The sequence below is a fragment of the Rhodococcus sp. GQ147 genome (assembly GCF_059759155.1).
This window is the reverse complement of record NZ_JCAXDU010000023.1, coordinates 25,757-45,453: the sequence shown is the minus strand read 5'-3', so window position 1 is coordinate 45,453 and position 19,697 is coordinate 25,757. Positions and strand designations below refer to the sequence as shown.

The 19,697-nt window shown below is 69.2% G+C and carries 19 protein-coding genes; 14 read left to right on the top strand and 5 right to left on the bottom strand.

Annotated elements, in window-relative coordinates:
- The first annotated feature begins 94 nt into the window (after nt 1-94).
- Complete coding sequence (gene scpC / locus AC6CID_RS21600) at nt 95-1,636, top strand: succinyl-CoA:acetate CoA-transferase ScpC (RefSeq protein ID WP_039587366.1); 1,542 nt, start codon at nt 95-97, stop codon at nt 1,634-1,636.
- A gap of 75 nt (nt 1,637-1,711) precedes the next feature.
- Here the strand turns inward: scpC and AC6CID_RS21595 are convergent, their stop codons facing one another.
- Nucleotides 1,712-2,326: a DUF3515 domain-containing protein gene (locus AC6CID_RS21595; RefSeq protein WP_024100608.1), complete on the bottom strand. Its 615-nt coding sequence runs from the start codon at nt 2,324-2,326 to the stop codon at nt 1,712-1,714.
- Nucleotides 2,327-2,422: 96 nt separating this feature from the next.
- On the opposite strand from AC6CID_RS21595, the gene AC6CID_RS21590 reads away from it, so the two are divergent.
- The 3 genes from AC6CID_RS21590 to AC6CID_RS21580 are packed head-to-tail and all read left to right on the top strand — an operon-like array spanning nt 2,423 to nt 4,699.
- Nucleotides 2,423-3,394, top strand: coding sequence for a thiamine-phosphate kinase (locus AC6CID_RS21590; protein WP_052227379.1), 972 nt, complete (start codon nt 2,423-2,425; stop codon nt 3,392-3,394).
- 45 nt (nt 3,395-3,439) lie between these two features.
- Nucleotides 3,440-3,967, top strand: coding sequence for a gamma carbonic anhydrase family protein (locus AC6CID_RS21585; RefSeq protein ID WP_006551198.1), 528 nt, complete (start codon nt 3,440-3,442; stop codon nt 3,965-3,967).
- Nucleotides 3,968-3,970: 3 nt separating this feature from the next.
- Nucleotides 3,971-4,699: a uracil-DNA glycosylase gene (locus AC6CID_RS21580; RefSeq protein ID WP_064060937.1), complete on the top strand. Its 729-nt coding sequence runs from the start codon at nt 3,971-3,973 to the stop codon at nt 4,697-4,699.
- A gap of 22 nt (nt 4,700-4,721) precedes the next feature.
- Here AC6CID_RS21580 and AC6CID_RS21575 read toward each other — a convergent pair whose 3' ends face one another.
- Nucleotides 4,722-5,537 carry an enoyl-CoA hydratase/isomerase family protein gene (locus AC6CID_RS21575; protein WP_006551200.1) on the bottom strand — a complete coding sequence of 272 codons (816 nt, stop codon included), beginning with the start codon at nt 5,535-5,537 and terminating at the stop codon, nt 4,722-4,724.
- An 88-nt stretch (nt 5,538-5,625) separates the two neighbouring features.
- Nucleotides 5,626-5,817 carry a 50S ribosomal protein L28 gene (gene rpmB / locus AC6CID_RS21570; protein ID WP_006551201.1) on the bottom strand — a complete coding sequence of 64 codons (192 nt, stop codon included), beginning with the start codon at nt 5,815-5,817 and terminating at the stop codon, nt 5,626-5,628.
- 233 nt (nt 5,818-6,050) lie between these two features.
- Here rpmB and AC6CID_RS21565 point away from each other — a divergent pair, with 233 nt between their 5' ends.
- The 10 genes from AC6CID_RS21565 (at nt 6,051) to mutM (ending at nt 18,194) form a co-directional block, all read left to right on the top strand.
- Nucleotides 6,051-7,739, top strand: a complete 1,689-nt coding sequence (locus tag AC6CID_RS21565; RefSeq protein WP_033096480.1) for a DAK2 domain-containing protein — start codon at nt 6,051-6,053, stop codon at nt 7,737-7,739.
- A 45-nt stretch (nt 7,740-7,784) separates the two neighbouring features.
- Nucleotides 7,785-10,076, top strand: a complete 2,292-nt coding sequence (gene recG / locus AC6CID_RS21560; protein ID WP_033096481.1) for an ATP-dependent DNA helicase RecG — start codon at nt 7,785-7,787, stop codon at nt 10,074-10,076.
- Nucleotides 10,077-10,258: 182 nt separating this feature from the next.
- The gene (locus AC6CID_RS21555; RefSeq protein ID WP_498354441.1) at nt 10,259-13,660 is read left to right on the top strand and encodes a pyruvate carboxylase; all 3,402 of its coding nucleotides are present in this window, start codon (nt 10,259-10,261) and stop codon (nt 13,658-13,660) included.
- Complete coding sequence (gene rsmD / locus AC6CID_RS21550) at nt 13,657-14,223, top strand: 16S rRNA (guanine(966)-N(2))-methyltransferase RsmD (protein WP_006551204.1); 567 nt, start codon at nt 13,657-13,659, stop codon at nt 14,221-14,223. Before AC6CID_RS21555 ends, rsmD begins: the two co-directional genes overlap by 4 nt.
- Entirely contained in the window at nt 14,220-14,711 is a 492-nt protein-coding gene (gene coaD, locus AC6CID_RS21545) for a pantetheine-phosphate adenylyltransferase (RefSeq protein ID WP_006551205.1), read from the top strand. Before rsmD ends, coaD begins: the two co-directional genes overlap by 4 nt.
- 138 nt (nt 14,712-14,849) lie before the next feature.
- Nucleotides 14,850-15,608, top strand: a complete 759-nt coding sequence (locus AC6CID_RS21540; RefSeq protein WP_006551206.1) for a DivIVA domain-containing protein — start codon at nt 14,850-14,852, stop codon at nt 15,606-15,608.
- Nucleotides 15,609-15,709: 101 nt separating this feature from the next.
- Nucleotides 15,710-16,324, top strand: a complete 615-nt coding sequence (locus AC6CID_RS21535; RefSeq protein WP_006551207.1) for a YceD family protein — start codon at nt 15,710-15,712, stop codon at nt 16,322-16,324.
- Nucleotides 16,325-16,326: 2 nt separating this feature from the next.
- Entirely contained in the window at nt 16,327-16,509 is a 183-nt protein-coding gene (rpmF, locus tag AC6CID_RS21530; protein WP_006551208.1) for a 50S ribosomal protein L32, read from the top strand.
- An 11-nt stretch (nt 16,510-16,520) separates the two neighbouring features.
- Complete coding sequence (rnc, locus tag AC6CID_RS21525) at nt 16,521-17,324, top strand: ribonuclease III (RefSeq protein WP_498354440.1); 804 nt, start codon at nt 16,521-16,523, stop codon at nt 17,322-17,324.
- Between the two features lie 6 nt (nt 17,325-17,330).
- Nucleotides 17,331-18,194, top strand: coding sequence for a bifunctional DNA-formamidopyrimidine glycosylase/DNA-(apurinic or apyrimidinic site) lyase (gene mutM, locus AC6CID_RS21520; protein WP_498354439.1), 864 nt, complete (start codon nt 17,331-17,333; stop codon nt 18,192-18,194).
- Between the two features lie 37 nt (nt 18,195-18,231).
- Here mutM and pcaG read toward each other — a convergent pair whose 3' ends face one another.
- Entirely contained in the window at nt 18,232-18,915 is a 684-nt protein-coding gene (gene pcaG / locus AC6CID_RS21515; protein ID WP_498354438.1) for a protocatechuate 3,4-dioxygenase subunit alpha, read from the bottom strand.
- Nucleotides 18,912-19,643 (bottom strand): protocatechuate 3,4-dioxygenase subunit beta, encoded by a 732-nt coding sequence (gene pcaH / locus AC6CID_RS21510; protein WP_498354437.1) that lies wholly within the window; start codon nt 19,641-19,643, stop codon nt 18,912-18,914. The genes pcaG and pcaH overlap by 4 nt, the downstream gene beginning before the upstream one ends.
- Between the last annotated feature and the right edge of the window lie 54 nt (nt 19,644-19,697).

Below are 19,697 nucleotides of genomic sequence, written 5' to 3'. Positions count from 1 at the left end.
ATCGCTGATCCGGACCGAGTGTGATGAGCGGATCATCCGCGTCGCTATGGTCGTCGTCATGTACGCAGCCCTTTCATCCCCCGCAGCGCCGTCTGTGGAGTCGGTCGTCGTGACCCCGGCCGAGGCTCGGGTACGTCATGAGACCTACCGCAAGAAGATCGTGTCGGCTCAGGACGCCGTCCAGTGGATTCGCCCCGGCGACACGGTCGCCATCAGCGGCTTCGCCAGCGCAGGCACCCCGAAGGCAGTGACCCCGGCCCTCGCCGAACACATCCGGCGCACGCGGGCGACCGGCGGCGACTTCCGGATCAACCTGCTCACCGGAGCGTCGGTGGCCTCCGACACCGAGCGCATGCTCGCCGACGTCGACGGAATCGCGCTGCGTATGCCGTACCAGGCAGAGCCCACCGCCCGAGGGCGGATCAACGAAGGCCGGATGGACTACGTCGACATACACCTGTCGCACGTCGCCCAGCAGGTCTGGGAGGGCTACTACGGACACATCGACGTCGCCGTCGTCGAGATCTCCGGCATCACGGAGACGGGCGAGCTGATCCCCGCCACGTCCATCGGTAACAACAAGACCTGGCTCGACGTCGCCGAGAAGGTGATCCTCGAGGTCAACTCGTGGATCCCCGCCGCCATGGACGGCGTGCACGACGTCTACTACGGCACCGCGCTTCCCCCGAACCGTCGTCCGATCGACCTCACCGACGTCGAGGACCGCATCGGCCAGCCCTACTTCCGGATCGATCCGGAACGCGTCGTCGCGGTCGTCGAGACCGACCGTTCCGACAGCGCCACCGCGCTCACGGCGCCCGACGCCACCAGCCGGGCCATCGCCGACCACGTCCTCGACTTCTTCGCGCACGAGGTCGCCGCGGGACGGCTGCCCGCCGACACGCTGCTTCCGCTGCAGTCGGGTGTCGGCAACGTCGCCAACGCCGTTCTCGCCGGTCTCGACAGCGGACCGTACCGGGGGCTGACCTGCTACTCGGAGGTCATCCAGGACGGCATGCTCGACCTCGTCAAACACGGCACCGTCCGGTTCGCCTCGGCGACTTCCCTCGCACTGTCCGAAGCGGGGCTGAACGACTTCGTCGAGAACATCGACTTCTACCGCGACCACATCATGTTGCGGCCGCAGGAGATCAGCAACCACCCCGAGATCGTCCGCCGACTCGGCATCATCGCCATGAACGGCATGCTCGAAGCCGACGTGTACGGCAACGTCAACTCCACCCACGTGATGGGCACCCGCATCATGAACGGCATCGGTGGCTCCGGCGACTTCGCGCGCAACGGCTACCTGTCGATGTTCCTGAGCCCGTCGACGGCCCGCGACGGCGCGATCTCGTCGATCGTCCCGATGGTGCCGCACGTCGACCACACCGAGCACGACGTGCAGGTCATCGTGACCGAACAGGGTCTCGCCGATCTGCGCGCACTGTCCCCCCGCCGTCGGTCGCGGGTCGTCGTGGAGCGCTGCGCGCATCCCGACTACCGCGCCGAACTGCTCGACTACATCGAGCGCGCAGAAGCCACCCCCGGAGCAGGTCACACCCCGCACCTGCTCGGTGAGGCGTTCTCCTTCCACGAGCGCTACCAGCGCACGGGGACCATGCACGCGTCCTGATCGACGCGGCGACGAACACGGTCGGCCCCGGCACCACACCACGGTGCCGGGGCCGACCTTTCTCGTCCGTCCGGCTCAGCGGATCGGCGCCGGATCGATCTCCTGCTGCGGGAGCGCCGCGGAGATCGTCGCCGTGATGTCCTGCAGCGGGGTCGGCCCAGATCCGTCGGGCACGGTCAAGGCCACGTAGACCGGACGGTCGACGGCGAACCACGTACTCGCCGGGATGCCCTGCTCGGCGCCCGACACCTCGAACCACTGCACGTCGTCGATCACCTGCAGCGCCGCCGCTCGGTCGAACTGGTCGGGCCGGTCGAGACCGCAACGCAGGACGACCTCCTCGCCGTCGTCCGACTGCCAGGCCGCAGCACCCACCGGTGCCGGATCGGCCAGTTCGGCGCGCGTGTAGTCGCCGAGCTCCTCCGGCAGCGCGTCGAGCAACTGCGAGCAGGATTCGGATTCCGCCTCCGGAGCGGGCACGGGACCGAGACCCACGGGTGTATTCACCGGTGACTGCGACACGATCACGGCCGCCACCACCACTCCGACCAGCAGGGCGACGGGCAGTGCGATCGCCGTGGCGATCAGAGCGGGACTGCGTCGCATCCCGTCCGATCCGGGTGCCTCGACGGGGGCGTCGTCGGAAGGTTCGCGATCGGAAGCAGAGGTGTCGTTCATCGTGTCCAGCATCCGGGCTCGGGGACAGGGGGCGGTAGCGTGATCGAACGTAGCAGGGCACGTGCCGGCTCTCTCCCACCGCCGACCGAGAAAGAGGCGACCGTCACCGTGACGAACCCGAGCGGACCCACCGTCGCCGACATCGGCGAATTCCCAGTGATCGAGCGCGCGGTGAGAGCACGGCGGCAACCCGACAGCACACTCGTCGGGCCGGGCCACGACGCAGCGGTCGTGACAGCATCCGACGGGCGCATCGCGATCTCGACCGACATGCTGGTCGAAGGACGTCACTTCCGGTTCGACTGGTCGAGCCCGGAAGAGGTCGGACGCAAGGCGGTCGCCCAGAACGGAGCCGATGTCGCCGCGGTCGGCGCCCGCCCCACGGCCTTCGTCGTCGGCCTCGGTTGTCCGCCCGAGACTCCCGTCGCCGTGCTCGACGGCATCTCGGCGGGCATCGGGGAGGCTGCGGAGGAGATCGGCGCCGGAGTCGTGGGAGGCGATCTCGTGCAAGCGGGTCAGGTGATCGTCTCGGTCACCGTGCTCGGCGAACTCGACGGACGGCCACCGCTGCTCCGCTCCACCGCCTGCCCCGGCGACGTCGTCGCCCTCGCCGGTCGCATCGGTCGTTCCGCGGCGGGTCTGGCCCTGCTGCTGGCCGGCAACCGGGACTTCCCCGAACTCGTCGCGGCGCATCGTGTGCCCACTCCGCCCTACGCCGCAGGTCCTGCAGCGGCCGCAGCAGGCGCCCACGCATGCACCGACATCTCCGACGGTCTCGTCGCCGATCTCGAGCACATCTGCACGGCTTCGGAGGTCGCGATCGACCTCGACTCCGGTGCGCTCGCTCCCGACACGCAACTCCGCGAGACCGGTCGGGTGCTGGCGGCCGACCCGTGGGAGTGGATCCTCACCGGCGGCGAGGACCATGCCCTCGCAGCGTGCTTCCCTCGCGAGGTCGCACTGCCGGACGGATGGCGGCCGATCGGCGTGGTCCTGGAAGGCTTCGGCGTCACCGTCGACGGGCAGCGCCGCGACGGATCCGGAGGCTGGGAGAGCTTTGCGGCGGGCGCTGGTCACTAGGGCGACCACTTCGGGTGGGGTTCGCTCGAGATAGGTTCTGCAGTCATGGCTGTCTACGCACTCGGCGAGCGTGTCCCCGATATCCATCCCGACGCGTGGGTTCACCCCGACGCGGTCGTGATCGGCAACGTCACCCTCGGTGCCGGTGCCTCCGTGTGGCCCTCGGCGGTGCTGCGCGGGGACTACGGCACGATCACCGTGGGGGAGAAGACCAACATCCAGGACGGCACGATCATCCACTGCACCGCGATCGAGGCCACCGTGATCGGCGCGCGGTGCGTCGTCGGGCACAACGCGCACATCGAGGGCTCCACGATCGGTGACGGCGCGCTGATCGGCTCGGGTTCGCTCGTCCTCAACGGATCGGTCATCGGCGCCGGAGCGCAGGTCGCCGCCGGCGCCCTGATCCCACCGCGCTTCGAACTTCCGCCCCGCCGCATGGCGATGGGCATCCCCGCGAAGGTCCGCGAGGGCTACGAGATCCCCGAGAACAAATTCGACCCCAACGCCGAGATGTATGCGGCGAACGCCGCCTACTACCGGACCGCTCTCCGCCGCATCGACCAGGAGTGACAGGTGGCCGACACCGTCGACACACAGTCCGCGGACGGGGGAGCGGACGAGCCCCGTGCCGGTCGGCCCCTGTCCGAACTCGTCGACCCGGGCTGGGCGCGAGCACTCGAATCCGTCGCAGGTGACATCACCGCGATGGGGCAGTTCCTCCGCGCCGAACTCGCCGCGGGCCGCAGTTACCTGCCGTCCGGTCCGAACGTGCTGCGTGCCTTCACACAGCCGTTCGAGTCCGTCCGCGTCCTGATCGTCGGGCAGGATCCCTATCCCACTCCGGGTCACGCTGTGGGACTGAGCTTCTCGGTGGCTCCGGCCGTACGGCCGATCCCGCGCAGTCTCGCCAACATCTACCGCGAGTACACCGACGATCTCGGTCTGCCGCAGCCCTCCACGGGCGACCTGTCGCCGTGGACCGAGCACGGTGTCCTGTTGCTCAACCGGGTCCTCACCGTCGCGCCGGGCCAGCCGGCCTCGCATCGCGGCAAGGGCTGGGAGGCCGTCACCGAGCAGGCGATCCGCGCGCTGGTCGCGCGCGGTACCCCGCTCGTCGCGATCCTGTGGGGCCGCGACGCGGCGACCCTCGAACCCATGCTCGGTGGTGTGCCCACCGTGAAGTCGGCGCACCCGTCCCCGCTGTCGGCCTCACGCGGATTCTTCGGGTCGCGTCCGTTCAGCCGCGTGAACGCCCTGCTCGTCGAGCAGGGCGGCGAACCGGTGGACTGGCGACTGCCCTGACCACCGATCCGCCGCCCGGATGTCAGGCGCGGGCCGAATCCCAGTCCGGACGCCGCTTGGCGACGAAGGCGTCGACACCCTCGATACCCGTGGGCGTCGTCGCGGCCGCGGAGATCGAGGCGGCTTCGGCATCGAGGTGGTCGGACAGCGATCGTCCGGCCGAGCCCGCCACGAGCGAGCGGATGGCGGCGTAGGACTGCGTGGGGCCGTGCGCGAGGGTTCGTGCGAGTCGTAACCCTTCGCTTTGGATCTCGCCGTCGGCGACGAGCCGGCTGAGCAGACCCAGGCGCACGGCTTCGTCGGCGCCGATCACGGCGTCGGTCATGATGATCTCCCGTGCCCGCGACGGGCCGACGATCCGCGGCAGGGTCCACGACATGCCGCCGTCGGGGGAGAAGCCGATCGACGGGTACGCGGCGCGCATCTTCGTGCCGGGGCCGGCGAGCGCGATGTCGGCGAGCAGCGCCAGGCTCATGCCGGCGCCGGCGGCCCAGCCGTGCACGGCGGCGACGACCGGCACGGCCGCCTTCTCCAGTGCGCGCACGAAGTCATGGAAGAGGTTCGCGATCTCGAGCAGGTGGGCGCCACGGTCCTCGGCCGCGGCGAATCCGTGGACGTTGCCGCCCGCGCAGAAGTTCGCACCCTCACCGACGAGCAGCACGGCGCCGATCTCCGGGCCTGCCGCACGCAGGGCTGCGATGCCCTGCTCCATCCCTGCGGGGGACAGGGAGGTGCCGTGCTCGGAGGTCGCCACGGCGATCCGCAGGACGCGGTCCTCCACGCTCACCAGTGAACGGAGAGAGTCGCTGTCGGGGAAGGAAACTTGGTTCTCGGTCATTCCCGCACGATATCGGGCCGCAGGATCGAACGGCGAAGGCCCCCTGCGCAATCAGCGCAGGGGGCCTTCGCGACGACTCGACCGGGAATCAGCCGCGGACGACCTTGCCGGCCTTGAGGCAGGAGGTGCACACGTTCATCTTGCGGGTGTTGCCCGGTGCAACCTGAGCGCGCACGCTCTGGATGTTCGGGTTCCAGCGACGGTTGGTACGCCGGTGCGAGTGCGAGACCGACTTCCCGAAGCCGGGGCCCTTGGCGCATACGTCGCAGACGGCAGCCATGTCGCGAACTCCTTGTGTCTAGTGGATAGATCTTCTGTCTGTTGTTTCGCCTTGCGAACACGGGGAACGAGCCGCCCGTGCGAGGCAACCCGGCAAGCTTAGCGAACTCGAGGGCGGTTGGCCAAACCGGACGGTGCGACGACTCGCGGCTAACCTGTTCGCCAGGGCTCGGCACCGTGCGCAACGGTACCGATCGCAGAGGTGGACGATGCTCGCAGGACGAGGCGAAGGGGGTGGAATCGTTGCTCGGAGCCGAGGACACGGTGGACGGGCGGGCGCTGCGCCGGTGGGTCGAGTTCGGTGTGGAAGCGCTCGAACAGCGCCGAGCGGAGATCAACTCGCTCAACGTCTTCCCGGTGCCCGACGGGGACACCGGAAACAATCTGCTGATCACCCTGCAGGCCGCGGCGGCCCGGATCGGCGGGCCCGTGGACGGCGCGCTCACCGCATCCGACGTCGCCGAAGGGCTCGCGCGTGGTGCCTTCGCCGGGGCGCGGGGCAACTCCGGGATCATCCTGGCACAGGCACTGCGCGGTCTCGCCGACGCGATCGCGGGACTGACGACGGTCGGCGCCCGGGACCTCGCCGCCGCCTTCTCCAACGCCGCGACGCTCGTGACCGGAGCGCTCAGCGCACCCGCGAAGGGCACCATCGTCAGCGTCCTCGAAGCTGCGGCCGAGGGCGCGACCCGCGTCGCCTCGGAGACGGATGCGACCGTGTGCGATGTCGCCGTCGCGAGTGCCGACGCCGCCGCCGACGCGCTGCAGCGCACCACCACCCAGCTCGACGTCCTCGCCGAGGCAGGGGTCGTCGACGCCGGCGGCCTCGGCCTGCTCGTGCTGCTCGACTGCCTGGTGGAGGTCACCACCGGAATACGGCCCGATCGCCGGATGGTGCTCGCCGGCACCTCGCGGCCTGTCGTCGAACCCGAGATCGTCGACGAACGTCACGACAGCGACCAGCAGGAGTACGAAGTGATGTATCTCGTCGGGAATTCCGACGACGCGCGCATGGATGCCTTGAGGTCCTCCCTCGACGCGCTCGGCGACTCGGTCGCGATCGTTTCCGGGGGATCGGGGTGCTGGTCCGTTCACGTGCACTGCTGCGAGCCCGGAGCTGCCGTGGAGGCCGGTCTCGCGGCGGGTTCGCTGAGCCGCATCGACATCACCTGCTTCGCGCTCGAGTCCGCGCGTCGCGGGTGCGGCGACGGTCCCGTGGCGCTGGGCACGGCTCCCGCCCGGGTCCGTGCCGAGTCGGCGGAGGAACAGTCCCGGGCGGTCCTCGCAGTGGTGGGCGGCGAGGGCGCGGCCGAACTGTTCGAGGCGGAGGGTGCCCGGGTGCTGCGGGCCGAGGAGATCTCAGCCCCGGACGAACTGCTCGAGGCGATCCGGGCACTGCCGAGCCGGGACGTCCTGGTGCTGCCCAACGGTGCGCTCTCCGCGCAGGACGTCGTCGCCGTGGGCGCCCGGGCGCGGCGGGACGACCGTGACGTGATGTTCCTGCCGTCCTCCTCCGTCGTCCAGGGGCTGGCCTCGTTGGCCGTGCACGATCCGATGCGCGCGACGGTCGACGACGCCTTCGCGATGTCGGAGGCGGCGTCGTGCGTGCGCTGGGGATCGCTGCGGTACGCGAACGAACGCGCGCTGACCTGGGTCGGAACGTGCGAGCCCGGCGACAGTCTCGGACTGGCCGGCCATGATGTCGTAGTGATCGAGCATGATCTGGTGACAGCGGGAGCGTCGCTGCTCGACAGGATTCTCGCCGCGGGCGGCGAGCTCGTGACGATGCTGGTCGGCGCCGACGCCCCCGACGGACTCGTCGAGCAACTGGCCGCCCACCTCGATCGCCGTCACCCGGAGATCGACGTGGTGGTCTACCAAGGCGGTCAGCGCGGCGACCTGCTGCAGCTCGGCGTCGAGTAGCCGGTGCGCCGCGAGGCCACCGCAGGAGTAGCGGAAGGGACGGCAGTGGCGACACTCGCGGACCGGCTCGATCATGTCCTCGGCCGCAAGACGGCGGACGCCTTGCACGACGCGTTCGGGATGACCACCGTCGAGGATCTACTGAGGCACTATCCGCACCGCTACGCCACCCAGGGCGCCGAACTCGGCGAGAGCCAGCCCGCGGAGGGCCAGCACATCACGATCATCGCGCGGGTCGAGTCGGCGCAGGAGGTGCCGATGAAATCCCGCGCCGGCAAACGCCTCGCGGTGCGGTTGCGCTCCGATCGCCACAGCATCGACGTCACCTTCTTCAACCCGCACCGGGTCAAGCACAACATCAAGCCCGGCGTGCGCGCGATGTTCTCCGGCACCGTGAAGTACTTCCGCGACAAGTGGAGCCTGACCCATCCGAGCTATCTCGTGCTGCCCGAACCGCGCGACGCCGAGGACCTGGTCTCGGCGACCCCCGCGCGGGTGCGGGGCGCCGGCGCCCTGGCGGGTCTCGCCCGCACCGCGCAGGACGGATCGGGAGTCGACATGTCGGTCTTCGACCGCGCGCTGATCCCGATGTACCGCGCGACCCGCGAGGTCGAGTCGTGGACCGTCATGCGCTGCGTGCGGCAGGTGCTCGACCAGCTCGACCACGTCGACGATCCGCTGCCCGAGTGGGTGCGCGACGAGCACGGCTTCGTGGGCCTCGACGAGGCGCTCCGCTCGATCCACCTGCCAGACACGAAGCAGGAGATCGACCGGGCACGCGACCGTCTGCGGTTCGACGAGGCCGCCGCGGTGCAGCTCGTGCTCGCCGGACGCCGGCACGACGTCGAGGTGCGGTCGGCGCCGTCCTGCCCGCGCCGCGAGGGCGGGATCGCCGACGAGTTCGACCGGCGGCTGCCCTTCGAACTGACGGCCGGGCAGCTCTCGGTGGCCGACGAGATCGCGGCCGATCTCGCACGCGAACACCCCATGAACCGGCTGCTCCAGGGCGAGGTCGGTTCCGGCAAGACCATCGTGGCGCTACGGGCGATGCTGCAGGTGATCGACTCCGGTCGGCAATGCGCGTTGCTCGCACCCACCGAGGTGCTCGCGGCGCAGCACGCGCGCTCGCTCACGAAGATGCTGGGCGATCTCGCCGCGGCGGGCGAACTCGGCGCTCACGAACTCGCGACCCGCGTGACCCTGCTGACCGGCTCGATGGGGGTCGCACGCAAGCGGGCCGCGCTCAACGAGGCGGTGACGGGCGATGCCGGCATCGTCATCGGCACGCACGCGCTGATCGAGGACACGGTGCAGTTCTTCGACCTCGGCCTGGTGGTGATCGACGAGCAGCACCGCTTCGGTGTCGAACAGCGCGACGCACTGCGCTCGCGGGGTCGCGACGGCGCGTCCCCGCACGTGCTGGTGATGACCGCAACACCCATCCCGCGCACCATCGCGATGACGGTGCTCGGCGACCTCGAGGTCTCGACCCTGCGCGAACTCCCCAGAGGACGGTCGCCGATCGTCAGCCGCGTGGTGCCGGCGAAGGTGCATCCGAAGTGGGTCGACCGCGCGTGGGAACGCATCCGCGAGGAGGTCGCCGAGGGGCGGCAGGCCTACGTGGTGTGTTCCCGCATCGGCGACGGCGATTCCGACGACGACGCGCTCTTCGATCCGGACGGGCCCGAGCCGTCGGGATCGGGGAAGGGTAAGCAGGCCCCGCCCGAAACCGTCTCTGTGCTCGAGCAGTTCGAGTTCCTCACTTCCGGTCCGCTGCGGGATCTGAGGGTGGGGCTGCTGCACGGTCGCCTCCCCGGCGACGAGAAGGACGCGGTGATGCAGGCCTTCAACGCCGCGGAGCTCGACGTGCTCGTGTGCACGACCGTCGTCGAGGTCGGTGTCGACGTGCCGAACGCGACCGTGATGGTGATCGTCGATGCCGACCGGTTCGGTGTCAGCCAGTTGCACCAGCTGCGGGGTCGCGTCGGTCGTGGCGGCCATCAGGGCCTGTGCCTGCTCGTGACCGACGCGAAGCCCGCGACCCCGACGATGATGCGGCTCGAGGCCGTCGCCGGCACCACCGACGGTTTCGAACTCGCCCAGCTCGACCTGCAGTTGCGCCGGGAGGGCGACGTCCTCGGCGTCGCCCAGTCCGGCACCGTGTCGACGCTGCGGTTACTCTCGCTCGTCGACGACGCCGACGTCATCGAGGCGGCTCGCGACTTCTCCCGGACGGTGACGGAGAAGGATCCTGGCCTCGAACACCACCCGGGGCTCGCAAGCATGGTGCGGGCCGCGCTCGACGCCGAGCGCGTGGCCTATCTCGACAAGTCCTGAGTTACGTTCCGTACACCGTGCCGCAGAACCCGCGGTGAGGTTTCGGTGGCCGTGCCCGGCATGTTGACGCCGTGTTACGACGGGGCCGACTGCATCGTTCCAGTCGTGCCATCCGGGCGCCTTGTCCCACGATGTGGAACGCGCGTCGAAGGCGGCATGTTACGTCGCGGTACCGTCGACCAATGTTCTCGAAAGTGCTTGTCGCCAACCGTGGCGAGATCGCGATCCGCGCATTCCGTGCCGCCTACGAACTGGGCGCCGGGACGGTCGCGGTGTTCCCGTACGAAGACCGGAACTCCCTGCACCGGTTGAAGGCCGACGAGGCCTATCAGATCGGTGAGGAGGGGCACCCGGTCCGCGCATATCTGTCGGTCGAGAAGATCGTCGAAGCGGCCGTGTCGGCCGGTGCCGACGCGATCTACCCCGGCTACGGGTTCCTCTCCGAGAATCCGGACCTCGCCGCGGCGTGCGCCGAAGCGGGCATCACCTTCGTCGGTCCGTCGGCGGAGATCCTCGAGCTGACGGGCAACAAGGCCCGCGCGATCGCCTCGGCGAAGGCCGCCGGCCTCCCGGTGCTGGCGTCGTCGGAGCCGTCGTCGGACGTCGACGAGCTGGTCGCCGCCTCGGAAACGATGAACTTCCCGGTCTTCGTCAAGGCTGTCGCCGGCGGTGGCGGACGCGGCATGCGCCGGGTCGCCGAGCCCTCCCAGCTGCGCGAGGCCATCGAAGCCGCCTCCCGCGAGGCCGACGCGGCCTTCGGTGATCCCACCGTCTTCCTGGAGCAGGCCGTGGTCAACCCGCGGCACATCGAGGTGCAGATCCTCGCCGACAAGCACGGCAACGTCATCCACCTGTACGAGCGCGACTGCTCGGTGCAGCGCCGCCACCAGAAGGTCATCGAGCTCGCCCCCGCCCCGAATCTCGATCCCGAGCTTCGCGACCGCATCTGCGCCGACGCCGTCGCCTTCGCCAAGGAGATCGGCTACCAGTGCGCGGGCACCGTCGAGTTCCTCGTCGACGAACGCGGCAACCACGTGTTCATCGAGATGAACCCGCGTATCCAGGTCGAGCACACGGTCACCGAGGAGATCACCGACGTCGACCTCGTGCAGTCCCAGCTGCGCATCGCCGCAGGCGAGTCGCTCGAGGAACTGGGCCTGTCGCAGGAGGGCATCACCATCCGCGGCGCGGCGCTGCAGTGCCGCATCACCACCGAGGACCCGGCCAACGGGTTCCGTCCGGACACCGGCCGCATCACCGGCTACCGCACTCCGGGCGGTGCCGGTATCCGTCTCGACGGCGGCACCTCGGTCGGCGCGGAGATCTCCGCCCACTTCGACTCGATGCTCGTCAAGCTCACCTGCCGCGGCCGCAACTTCGAGACCGCCGTCGCCCGCGCGCGCCGCGCGGTCGCCGAGTTCCGTATCCGCGGTGTCGCCACGAACATCCCATTCCTGCAGGCGGTGCTCGACGACGAGGACTTCCGCGGCGGCAACGTCAACACCTCGTTCATCGAGGAGCGCCCGCACCTGCTGACTCTGCGCTCGTCCGCCGACCGCGGCACCAAGATCCTGCGCTACCTCGCCGACGTGACGGTGAACAAGCCGCACGGCGAGCGCACCACGACGGTCTACCCGCACGACAAGCTGCCCGCGATCGACCTGAACGCCGAGCCGCCGGCCGGTTCGCGTCAGCGTCTGCTCGAGCTCGGACCCGAGGGCTTCGCCCGTGCGCTGCGTGACCAGAAGGCGATCGGCGTCACCGATACCACCTTCCGCGACGCCCACCAGTCGCTGCTCGCGACCCGCGTGCGCAGCAAGGACCTGCTGACGGTGGCCGGGCACGTGGCCCGGATGACGCCGCAACTGCTGTCGATCGAGGCGTGGGGCGGCGCGACCTACGACGTCGCACTGCGCTTCCTGCACGAGGATCCGTGGGAGCGGCTCGCGGCGCTGCGCGAGGCGATCCCGAACATCAACCTGCAGATGCTGCTGCGCGGACGCAACACCGTCGGCTACACCCCCTACCCGGAGGCCGTCACCCGCGCCTTCGTGCAGGAGGCCACCGACACCGGCATCGACATCTTCCGTATCTTCGACGCGCTGAACAACGTCGACCAGATGCGTCCGGCAATCGACGCGGTGCGCGAGACCGGCACCACCCTCGCCGAGGTCGCGATATCCTACACCGGCGACCTGTCGAACCCGAACGAGTCGATCTACACGCTCGACTACTACCTGCGTCTGGCCGAGGAGATCGTCGAGGCCGGTGCGCACGTCCTGGCCATCAAGGACATGGCGGGTCTGCTGCGCGCCCCGGCCGCCGCGACGCTCGTGTCGGCGCTGCGGAGCAACTTCGATCTGCCGGTGCACGTGCACACACACGACACCCCGGGCGGTCAGCTCGCCACCTACCTTGCGGCCTGGCACGCCGGTGCCGACGCCGTCGACGGTGCGTCCGCGGCGCTGGCCGGTACGACGAGCCAGCCCGCCCTGTCGGCGATCGTCGCCGCCGCGGCGAACAGCGAGTTCGACACCGGTCTCGACCTGCAGGCCGTGTGCGATCTCGAGCCGTACTGGGAGGCGCTGCGCAAGGTGTACGCACCGTTCGAGTCGGGGCTGCCCGCACCGACCGGCCGCGTCTACACCCACGAGATCCCCGGCGGTCAGCTGTCGAACCTGCGCCAGCAGGCCATCGCGCTGGGCCTCGGCGACCGCTTCGAAGAAGTCGAGGCCGCCTACGCCGGCGCCGACCGCCTCCTGGGCCGCCTGATCAAGGTCACGCCGTCGAGCAAGGTCGTCGGCGACCTCGCGCTGCACCTCGTGGGCGCGGGCGTCTCGGTCGACGACTTCGCCGCCGAGCCCGGCAAGTACGACATCCCCGATTCGGTGATCGGCTTCCTGCGCGGCGATCTCGGGACCCCGGCCGGCGGCTGGCCCGAGCCCTTCCGCAGCAAGGCGCTGTCGGGCCGCGCCGAACCCAAGCCGATCACTCCGCTCGCGCCGGAGGAGGAGAAGGCCCTCGGCGGTTCGTCCGACGAGCGTCGCCGCATGCTCAACCGCCTGCTCTTCCCGGGTCCCGCGAAGGAGTTCGAGCAGCATCGCGAGACCTACGGCGACACCACCGAGCTGTCGGCCAACCAGTTCTTCTACGGTCTGCGGCACGGCGACGAGCACCGGGTGCGCCTGGACAAGGGTGTCGAACTGCTCATCGGCCTCGAGGCGATCTCCGATGCCGACGAGAAGGGTTACCGCACGGTCATGTGCATCCTCAACGGGCAGCTGCGCCCGGTGTCGGTGCGCGACCGCTCGGTGGCCGCGGAGACCCCTGCCGCGGAGAAGGCCGACCGCAACCATCCCGGTCACGTCGCGGCGCCGTTCGCCGGCATGGTCACCCTCGTCGTGTCCGAGGGCGACAGCGTCTCGGCGGGCGACACCGTCGCCACGATCGAGGCCATGAAGATGGAGGCCGCGATCACCGCGCCGCGCGGCGGCCGCATCACGCGCGTCGCGATCGGGCCGGTGCAACAGGTCGAAGGTGGCGACCTGCTCGTCGAGGTGTCCACGGGAGACAGCGCCGAGTGACACGGATCGTCGCCGGCCGGGCAGGGGGGCGGCGCCTGAAGGTGCCGCCCCGCGGAACCCGGCCCACCTCCGAACGGGTGCGCGAAGCCCTGTTCAGTTCGCTCGACGCACGCATGGACATCGATGGGGCCGCCGTCCTCGACCTCTACGCGGGGTCGGGGGCGCTCGGCCTCGAGGCGCTGTCCCGCGGCGCCGAGCACGCGATGCTCGTCGAGTCCGACGCGAAGGCGGCGGGCGTGATCCGCGAGAACATCGCGACGGTCGGACTGTCCGGTGCGGTGCTGCGCACCGCACCGGTATCCGCGGTGCTTGCGGGCACCCCCGACCGCGTCTACGACCTCGTCCTGGCCGACCCGCCCTACGCCGTGACCGAGGAGGCCGTCACCGGCGTGCTCGGGACGCTGGTGTCCGGAGGTTGGGTCGAGGACGGCTCGATCGTCGTGGTCGAACGGTCGTCGCGATCACCGGAAACGGTGTGGCCGCAGGGATTCGAGGTCGGCAGGTCGAAGCGCTACGGCGAGACGAGAGTGGAAATCGCCACCTGCTACGGTGCTGGGTCATGAGCCGCGCGGTCTGCCCAGGATCCTTCGACCCGGTCACCAACGGACACCTCGACGTCATCGGCAGGGTCTCGGCCCAGTTCGACGAGGTCGTCGTGACCGTCACGATCAATCCCAACAAGCAGGGGATGTTCACGATCGACGAACGCCTCGAGATGCTCACCGAGGCCACGTCGCACCTGCCGAACGTCACGGTCGACGCCTGGCAGGGCCTGCTCGTCGACTACGCCCGCGAGCGGGGGATCACCGCGATCGTCAAGGGCCTGCGCGGCGCCAACGATTTCGACTACGAGCTGCAGATGGCGCAGATGAACCACAAGCTCACCGGTGTCGACACGCTGTTCGTCGCCACCAACCCGGTCTACAGCTACCTTTCGAGCTCGCTCGTCAAGGAGGTCGCGACCTACGGTGGCGACGTCTCCGAGATGCTGCCGGGCTCCGTGCACGATCGTCTGCTCACGCGCCTGGCCGAGCGGGCCGCCGCGAAATAGACCGGACCCTCCGCACGGCCTGTGACGGCCGTATCCCGACACACCGAGCGCAGGGCACACGAGCGTGCCCTGCGCTGCGGCAGACTGGACGGCGGCGCGGCCGCACCGGTCGTGTCGAGCGAGTGATTGGGGTTGGGCGTGTACCGGGTATTCGAGGCACTCGACGAGCTGGTCGCAATCGTCGAAGAGGCACGTAGCGTTCCGATGACGGCGAGCTGCGTGGTACCGCGCGGCGATGTCCTCGAATTGCTCGACGATGTGCGCGATGCGCTGCCGCCCGAACTCGACGACGCGCAGGACGTCCTCGATCACCGTGACAAGCTGATCAACGACGCGCGGGCTCAGGCCGACAAGACGGTCGGGGACGCCGACGAGGAGGCACGCACCCTCCTCGAGGACGCGCGCGCCGACGCCGACCGCATGCTCGCGGACGCGAAGGCCCAAGCGGACCGGATGGTCAAGGAGGCCCGCGCCCACGCCGAGGAACTGGTGCGCGATGCGCAGGCCGAGGCCGACGATCTCGTCGCCGAGGGCAACAAGCAGTACGAGAGCGTGACCGGGCGTGCCCGCGTCGAGGCCGACCGTCTGGTCGAGTCCGGGCAGGCGTCCTACGAGCGTTCCGTGGCCGAGGGCGAGGCCGAGAAGGCACGTCTGGTGTCGCAGACCGAGGTCGTGCAGGCCGCACACGCCGAGTCGGCGCGTGTCATCGATTCGGCCCACGCCGAGTCCGACCGTCTCCGGACGGAGTGCGACGAGTACATCGACGGCAAGCTGGGAGAGTTCGAGGAACTGCTCGGCACCACGCTGCGGTCCGTCGGCCGCGGCCGGCAGCAGCTGCGGCTGTCGGGTGCTCCCGACTTCGCGGAGGCCGACCACCGGGCGAGCCGTCGCCGCTGACCCGCGGGATTTTCGCTCCTGCCGCCCATCGCGTATCATGGAGCGGTTGCCCTATCACGACCGAGTCGTGTCCTGCGTCGTCCGAAGAAGGTGAGTTCCCCGTGTCCACCCGTGATTCCAGCACGTCCCGTTCCGGCCGGGACTCGGGGCTGGTGTTCGACACGCTCTCCCTGGGCCGCCGGCCCGGTTCGATGCGTACGGTCGAGCGGAAGGTGCCGTCACCCTCGCGCATCGGGCTCGATCTGATCGCGATCGAGGAAGGCTCCGAGATCGATCTCGATCTCCGCCTGGAGTCGGTGTCCGAGGGCGTCCTGGTCACCGGTAGTGTTCGTGTCGACGCCCTCGGCGAGTGCTCTCGATGCCTCGAGTCGTTCACCGAGCCGGTGGACGTGTACCTCACCGAGCTGTTCGCCTACCCGAACAGCGTCACTGAGCAGACCACCGAGGACGACGAGGTGTACCGCGTCGAGAACGATCTGATCGATCTCGAACCGGTCCTCGTGAACGCGGTTGGTCTGGAACTTCCGCTGCAGCCGTTGTGTAGTGACGACTGTGCGGGATTGTGCCCCGAATGCGGCATTCGCCTGGCGATTGCAGAATCCGGGCACCGTCATGAGACAATGGATCCTCGCTGGGCTGGGTTGGCAGCCAAGTTCGGCGCGGGCTCCGAAGAACCCAGCAGTCAAATCGACAGCTCGAACAACGAGGAGAAGTAGACGTGGCCGTCCCCAAGCGCAGAATGTCGCGTTCCAACACCCGGTCGCGGCGCAGCCAGTGGAACACCACTGCGCCGACGCTCGTCACCTGCCCGAACCGGGGTTGCGGAGAGAAGAAGCTGCCCCACGTGGCGTGCCCGTCGTGCGGCACCTACAACGGCCGTCAGGTGACCGCGCCCGTCTAATCGGTATTCACGTGACGAGCAAGTCCTCCGAAACAGCTACCGAGGGCGGCGAAGAGAGCCACGAGTCTCTCCTCGCCGCCCTCGGCGTGCCTCTGGACGCAGAACTCCTGTCCTTGGCGCTCACCCACCGCTCGTACGCCTACGAGAACGGCGGATTGCCCACCAACGAACGTCTCGAGTTCCTCGGCGATGCCGTCCTCGGGCTCGCGGTGACCGAAAAACTCTACCTCACCCACCCGGACAAGTCCGAGGGCGAACTCGCCAAGATCCGCGCGAGCGTTGTCAACATGCACGCGCTCGCCGAGGTGGCGCGCGGCCTCGGAGAAGGCGGGCTCGGAGTGCATCTCCTGCTCGGCAAGGGCGAGGAACTGACGGGCGGACGCGACAAGGCCAGCATCCTGGCCGACGGAATGGAATCGCTCCTCGGCGCCGTCCATCTCGCGCACGGCATCGACGTCGCGCGCGAAGTGGTTCTGCGCCTGTTCGCCGCACTGCTCGAACGCGGCCCGCGCCTCGGTGCTGGTCTGGACTGGAAGACGAGTCTGCAGGAACTCACCGCCGAGCGCGGTCTCGGTGTTCCCGCCTACGAGATCACCGCCACCGGTCCGGATCACGACAAGGAATTCACCGCCACCGCCCTCATCGGTGGCAATCCCTACGGCACCGGTGTCGGACGCACCAAGAAGGAAGCCGAGCAGAAGGCCGCGTCGGCCGCATGGAACGCGCTGACCGAGGGCACTTCTGCCGAGACCGGTGATGCCGGGGCTTCCGACCAGCAGTCCGGATCCGCCGACACGCCCACCGAGGACAACTGACCGCAGGTGCCCGAACTTCCCGAGGTCGAGGTGGTCCGTCGCGGACTCGACGCGCACGTCGTCGGCGCGACTGTGGACTCGGTGCAGGTGCTGCATCCGCGTGCCGTCCGACGGCACGAGCCCGGTCCGCGCGATCTCGCACTGCAGGTGACCGGTCAGAAGGTCGCTTCGGTCGAGCGCCGCGGCAAGTACATGTGGCTCGTGCTCGAACCGGCGGATCTGGCTCTCGTGGTGCATCTGGGGATGAGCGGGCAGATGCTCGTGCAGCCTCCGACCGTGCCGGACGAGAAGCATCTGCGTATCCGCGCCGTCCTCGACAACGGTGCCGATCTGCGTTTCGTCGACCAGCGCACCTTCGGAGGCTGGACCCTGGCCCCGCTCGTGGGGGTGGACGGTGATCGTCTGCCGCTGCCGGTCGCGCACATCGCCCGCGACCCGATGGATCCCCGGTTCGACCCGGATGCGGTCGTGGCCGTGCTGCGCACCAAGCACACCGAGATCAAGCGTGCGCTGCTCGACCAGACCGTCGTCTCCGGCATCGGCAACATCTACGCCGACGAAGCGCTGTGGCGCGCAAGGATTCACGGCAACCGGCCCACCGACGCGCTGTCGCGTCCGAAGCTCCGGTCGGCTCTCGATGCGGCCACCGAGGTGATGGCGGAGGCCCTCGGGCAGGGTGGTACGTCGTTCGACGCCCTGTACGTCAACGTCAACGGGGAGTCCGGCTACTTCGAGCGTTCCCTGAACGTCTACGGACGCGAGAACGAGCCGTGCCGACGCTGCGGCGCGCCGATCCGCCGCGAGAAGTTCATGAACCGCTCGTCGTACAGCTGCCCGAAGTGTCAGCCACGACCGCGAACGACCCGGTAGCGCACGCGCATACCGGGCCGTTCGGAAAGGTGGTGGTTCAGATGTCGAAGAAGACCGTCTCGGCGCCACCGTCCGGAGTGTCCTGCAGCCGGATGTCGATCGTGTAGACGGTGCGTCCGTCGCGCTCGGAACGCGACGCGATCAGGGTGTTGCGCCGCACCTCCCATTCGATGCCCTTCAGGACGGGATCCTCGGCGTTGAGCCCGGCCTCGTCCTCGAAGTAGACCCGCGTGTGCAGCCCGAGGTTGATTCCGCGCGCGAAGATCACCAGCAGGATGTGGGGTGCCGAGACGGAGCGGTCGGGGTTGGTGACGGCCCCGGGCTTGATCGTCTCGATCGTGAACACGCCCGTCTCGAAGTCGCCGCCGGTGCGTCCCCAGCCGCGGAAGTTCGGATCGAGATCCTTGTCCTGTGCGTCGTCCGGATGTGCGTACCGGCCGTGCGCGTTCGCCTGCCAGCTCTCGAGCAGGGCGTCGCGCACCGGGGTGCCGGTGCCGTCGATGACGCGGCCCTCCAACACGATTCGCTCGCCCTCGGTCTCGTCGGTGACGAGGACGTTGCCGAAGTTGTTGTCGAAGATGTCGAAGCCGGCCTGCTGCGGCGCGAGCCCGATGTGGACGTACGGGCCGCCGGTCTGCGAGGGCGTTTCCGGGAAACGCGTGACCATCGCGCGGGGGAGCAGCGGGGGCACGGGCCGGTAGGGATCGGTGGGCAGGCTCATCGCGGGGCTCCCGGGAGGTCGGTGTTCTCGAAGAAGGTGGCGCGGCGACCGCGCAGGGTGATGTCCCAGCGGTAGGCGCGGGCGTCGAACGGCGCGTTGGAGGCGGGGTCCTCCTGGGCGATCAGGCTGCGGAGCTGATCCACGGTCGGGATCGTCCGCGCGATCGGGCACTTCTCGATGAGCGGGTCGCCCTCGAAGTACAGCTGGGTGATCAGGCGCTGCGCCCACCCACGGCCGAGGATCGACACGTGGATGTGCGCCGGGCGCCAGGCGTTGCGGCTGTTGCCCCACGGATATGCGCCGGGTTTGATCGTCCGGAACTGGTAGTAGCCGTTCGCGTCCGTGAGCATCCGCCCGCAACCGCCGAAGTTCGGATCGATGGGAGCGAGATAGGTGTCCTTCTTGTGGCGGTACCGGCCACCGGCGTTGGCCTGCCACACCTCGACGAGTGCGCCCTCGACCGGATTGCCGAACTCGTCCTTGACGAAGCCGTGGACGATGATGCGCTCACCGATCGGCAGGCCGTTCTTCGAGAAGTTCAGGATCAGGTCGTTGTCGAGGGCGCCGAGCTCGTCGCTGCGGAAGACGGGTCCGGTGATCTCCGACAGGGTCGGCTTCGGCGTGATGAGCGCGTTGCGCGGTGCGCGCAGCACCGACGTGCGGTAGCCGGGGGTGAGCGCGGGTGGGTGCAGTGTGTGGTCGCGCTCGACGTATTCGCCGGTGGACATGCGATCTCCGATCTCTGAGCTGTGGACACAACCATAAGGTGAATAAAAACTCAT

What these genes read in the sequence shown, in the direction of transcription:
- AC6CID_RS21595 (WP_024100608.1), bottom strand. Translation starts at nt 2,326, where the DNA reads ATGCTGGACACGATGAACGACACCTCTGCTTCCGATCGCGAACCTTCC.
- AC6CID_RS21585 (WP_006551198.1), top strand. Translation starts at nt 3,440, where the DNA reads ATGGCTGTCTACGCACTCGGCGAGCGTGTCCCCGATATCCATCCCGAC.
- AC6CID_RS21575 (WP_006551200.1), bottom strand. Translation starts at nt 5,537, where the DNA reads ATGACCGAGAACCAAGTTTCCTTCCCCGACAGCGACTCTCTCCGTTCA.
- rpmB (WP_006551201.1), bottom strand. Translation starts at nt 5,817, where the DNA reads ATGGCTGCCGTCTGCGACGTATGCGCCAAGGGCCCCGGCTTCGGGAAG.
- AC6CID_RS21555 (WP_498354441.1), top strand. Translation starts at nt 10,259, where the DNA reads ATGTTCTCGAAAGTGCTTGTCGCCAACCGTGGCGAGATCGCGATCCGC.
- coaD (WP_006551205.1), top strand. Translation starts at nt 14,220, where the DNA reads ATGAGCCGCGCGGTCTGCCCAGGATCCTTCGACCCGGTCACCAACGGA.
- pcaG (WP_498354438.1), bottom strand. Translation starts at nt 18,915, where the DNA reads ATGAGCCTGCCCACCGATCCCTACCGGCCCGTGCCCCCGCTGCTCCCC.
- pcaH (WP_498354437.1), bottom strand. Translation starts at nt 19,643, where the DNA reads ATGTCCACCGGCGAATACGTCGAGCGCGACCACACACTGCACCCACCC.